General features: G+C 43.9%; 4 protein-coding genes. 3 read left to right on the forward strand and 1 reads right to left on the reverse strand.

Going from position 1 to position 4,082, the window contains the following annotated elements; translation table 11 throughout:
- Positions 1-191: hypothetical protein (locus A142_RS25270; protein WP_206744037.1), on the reverse strand; the 191-nt coding region annotated here is incomplete at its 3' end.
- A gap of 589 nt (positions 192-780) precedes the next feature.
- Between A142_RS25270 and A142_RS02055 the strand changes: the two genes are divergently transcribed.
- The 3 genes from A142_RS02055 to mobC form a co-directional block, all read left to right on the forward strand.
- A complete protein-coding gene (locus A142_RS02055; protein WP_019822984.1) occupies positions 781-2,937 on the forward strand; it encodes a type IV secretory system conjugative DNA transfer family protein in 2,157 nt (718 codons plus the stop codon).
- Positions 2,938-2,951: 14 nt separating this feature from the next.
- Entirely contained in the window at positions 2,952-3,494 is a 543-nt protein-coding gene (locus A142_RS02060; protein WP_019822986.1) for a hypothetical protein, read from the forward strand.
- The coding region (gene mobC / locus A142_RS02065; RefSeq protein WP_019822988.1) for a MarR family transcriptional regulator at positions 3,487-4,082 on the forward strand (596 nt) is incomplete at its 3' end. The genes A142_RS02060 and mobC, both read left to right, overlap by 8 nt.

Below are 4,082 nucleotides of genomic sequence, written 5' to 3' on the forward strand. Positions count from 1 at the left end.
AGAAAGTCAGACGCATTAAGAGGGCGCATAAAAAGCCAAAGACGAACCTCAGAAAGAGAACGACGAAGTGGGTATTCGGGCATTCCATGCCCCCACGTAGGCGTTTGATTGAAGTGGTGAAGGCGACGCTTTTTATCAATCTTAGAGAACGAAAAGCTCTGCTTGAAGTGAGCTTTAGATTGCCTGCCCACAGTTTTCAATCGCGCAAGCGCCCCCTCTGCGGGGCTTGATTGTTAAAGCTATGGTGGGTCGTAGCGTTCAGCGAAGAATCTGAAACAAGGGAGTCCCGACCGCTGGTTCAGGCGGGGGAGCCGAAACAAAACGCCCGCGTCCAGCGGAATAGCGAGACCTCCCTAGAGGTCGACTTTTGTTTTGGGGGCTTGCCCCCGAAAACCGTTGAGCAGGCGAGACCAAGCATCTTAGGTTAGTTGAAAAGGAGGAATTTGAGCAAAGGAGCTTGCGACCGCCAAATGAGGACTATTTCACCTTCCTAAAGTGCTTGGTCGCGCGTAGCGCTGCGGTTTTCGGCTTCTTTTGCTCTTAGATTGGAAAGTAAAGTTTGAGGACGTTCAGGACGAGGGCTTTTCTTTCTAATCCATTGAAAAAACGCAGTTTTGTAAATGATTATCCCTTTAGGGATAACCCGCTGAGTTTTCGTCCAGAAAACGATTTAGGGCGCTTTTCCGATATACAGAACCGATATGTGAAACCGATATGACCATATATCAGTTTCACATATCGGTATTACATATCGGTTTTTTAGTTAATAAAAGGATAACCATGTTAGACCGCATCGAATATCAATTTTACGTTTTAGTGATGAATATCTTTTCATCGCTGTATCTGTTTACCTTTTATTGGGGGACGCTGCTGAGCTTTTTGTCTGGCTTATTTCTTCCTGTTATGTACTTCGACAAACCAGAAAGAGACGATCTCGACACGTGGTTTCGAAGGATCATCATTGCAGCCGGAGTGCTACTGTTTATCTTTGGAACACTCTCTAACTTGAGCATTCCCGCTTTGATCAATTGGGCAAAAGCGCTTCACGGTGCGCCACTCGTTAATCTCCATTACTCTCTCTCAGAGTGGCTTTTAATCCCTATCTTTGGAGCCGGTATATTTACCCACTGGTGGGGACGTCGTCACCTATCAGGCAAAATTAACCAACTCAAAATAAAGCACACCAAGCGAACCGAAGTCGCACGTGACGAACGCACCGACGTACGAAATGTTCGTGACTACTTACCCGAAACGGTGGACTACGATCCCGAAGATCACATCGATTTAAAAAAGGGGGTTTTTGTCGGTTTAGACGTTAACAGACAACCGCAATATATCCCTTTAAAAGATCTGCAAAAACAACATGCCGACATTTTAGGGACGACAGGCGCAGGTAAAGGTGTGGCATCGGGTTTGATTTTGTACCAACTGATTCAAGCCGAAGAAGGCGTGTTTGTACTCGATCCAAAAAACGATGAATGGGCACCGCATCTTCTCAAAGCCGCATGCGAAAAAGCAGGTAAACCGTTTCACCTTATCGACCTTAATAGTCCGTTACCGCAACTGAATTTATTGGCGGGCGCAACCCCCGAACAGATTGAAGAACTGTTGGTTGCGGGGTTTAGCTTTGCAGAGAAAGGTGACATTGCCGACTTCTATCGAATTGACGACCGTAAAGCGGCAAGGCAATCCCCACAAAAAGCAACGGAAGAAGAGCGCGAAACGTTCACCGGCTTATTTAATTCAGCTCATGTTCAAGGCATGAAAGATACCGTTAAGGCATTCTATGGAAAGATGGAAGAACTCTCAGAGGTGAATTCTGTTAACGCCCCTGACGGTTTAAACATGCAATCCATATTTGATGAGGGCGGTTGTTGTTACATCATTGGATCACTCAGAAACGCAAAAATCATCATGACACAAAAGATGATTTTGATTCGACTGTTTCAACTCGCAGAGATGCGCGACCGCGTCAACAGCACCCCAAAGCCCATCGCCATTTTCTTGGATGAATTGAAATATCACATATCAAAAGCGGCAATGGAAGGTTTAGGGGCAGCGCGAGATAAAGGCATTCACATGTTTTTGGCACATCAATCTGTTGCTGATTTACGAGATTGCCCTGCTGATTTAAACAGTGATGCGGTCGTCGGAGCGGTCGTAGAAAACACAAAATTTAAGTTGGTGTACAAACTTCAAGATCCCGAAACCGCCGAATGGGTAGCGAAAATGTCCGGCACTATTTTAGTGGATGATGAAAGCCGTACGGTGGAGTTAAACGCTGCCCTTACCGAAACGGTAGAAGGTCGTCGAAACATAAGGCTGGCTGAACGATACTTTGTTGATACCAACATGCTGCTCAACTTGCCGCCTTTTGTGAGTTATATATTCACAGCAACCGAAGTACCCAAACCCTCATTAATTTCCCCCATAAAAGTGAAAAAGAGCACGCTTGAAAACTTTGAGGTCGTACGACAAAGAGAATTAAAAGTAAGCGAAGAGGAGACCATAAATACAGCGCCCCCCACCTCAAATCAATCCGACGAATTAACAGAAGATGCTCATCACGAACAAACGTCGACACTTCATCAAGATCTTGATGAGCCATTACCTCAGCAAAATGAAACGACTGAGACAACCGAAAGTAGCAACACTGAGAATAGTGAGGTGGAAGACGTAATGTACAATTTTGAAGTAGTAACAAGTGACAAGATCACCAACGAAAACGATTCAGAAGAAACACAACATGACATGGCCTTTGAAACGATAAAGAAAGACACAACGAGTGGCGATGAGTCTCCCAATACAGCAAATCTCCCCCCTTCATCACCAACCAATAACCCATCAAATAAAACGCATCAACAAGAATCCCCGCAAGAAAACAAAGCCTCTGAGGATGCTTGTCATGCAGGGTTAGAAGCATTAAAAAACAGCTAAGGTAAGGAACTAACATGCACCAACTTCAATTTAAACCACTCATACACCTTTGGGATAGATCGGTTTATCAATCTGGATCCTCTAAGTCAAAAGCTTACGACGGCCAATTTGCCATTAATGCGCTTTTCTCGGTTGAAGCATTTTCCACGAACCCAAAAAATCCCAACCCAATTTTTTGCCGAGACGCACTAGAAATATTCCTGCAAGAGATCCGCGCGGTAAGAAAGAGCATCCAGACTGAGCACTCGAAGAGAAAAAGTGAATGGGGTGATATCAATCTGGTGCCGTTTGTAGCAGAAAAACACCGCCTTGAAATGAAGATCGAGGATAAACGCTTATGCCGCAGCACGGGGCTTTTATTAAAAACATTTTCATCCGCCAATGACTACCTCTTGGACTTACATCGAGCGCAACACAATGAAGAACTCTCAGACAGCGATTTCTTGGAATGTCGAGCAGCATTGCTTCAGTCCATGAGTAGTTTGATTCACAGCATTGCAACCAAAAACCAAGTGTTTCATGTTGAACGTAAAAAATTGGAGGGCATAAATGAATAAAGGTATGCATATAAATGACGCTTTACTACAAGGGAAAAGACTTGAAATGAGTGTACTTTCGTTTTTGCATCAAGAGATATACAGTAACTTTGATAACTTAATGGCCCTGATTAAAATAAAGCAACCCAACCTTTCTCGGTTGTTAAAGAGAATGGTCAATAAGAGATTATTAGAAAAACATTCACTGACATTAGACACATGTAAAATTTCATTATGGGGGATAACCGACAAAGGAATACATCTAGTCGGCGACAGTGATCACGCACCAATGCACTGCTTTACACCAAGTAGAATTAGTTTAGTCACGCTTAATCACACATTAATGAACCAAAGAGTTTTCATTGCACTTAAACATTTGAATTGGACAGGTTGGACTAATGCTGACCGTCATACGTTTAAAAAAATGTATCCTATCTCTCATCGTCCCGATGCCATCGTCAGCCCACCTTCAGGAGGAATGGTTGCTATTGAGACAGAATTGACGCTCAAAACACCCATCCGATACCGTTCAATTATGAAGAGTCACATCCAAGCCAAAAGCAAAGGTTTTTGGGGGCATGTGATCTACGTGGTTCGAGATGAAGAATA

Origin of the sequence: Vibrio splendidus 12E03, assembly GCF_000272105.2 — a bacterium.
Taxonomy (GTDB): Bacteria; Pseudomonadota; Gammaproteobacteria; order Enterobacterales; family Vibrionaceae; genus Vibrio; species Vibrio splendidus_I.

Bases quoted from the DNA above. Each gene is read 5' to 3' on its own strand.
- A142_RS02055 (WP_019822984.1), top strand. From the start codon at position 781: ATGTTAGACCGCATCGAATATCAATTTTACGTTTTAGTGATGAATATC.
- A142_RS02060 (WP_019822986.1), top strand. From the start codon at position 2,952: ATGCACCAACTTCAATTTAAACCACTCATACACCTTTGGGATAGATCG.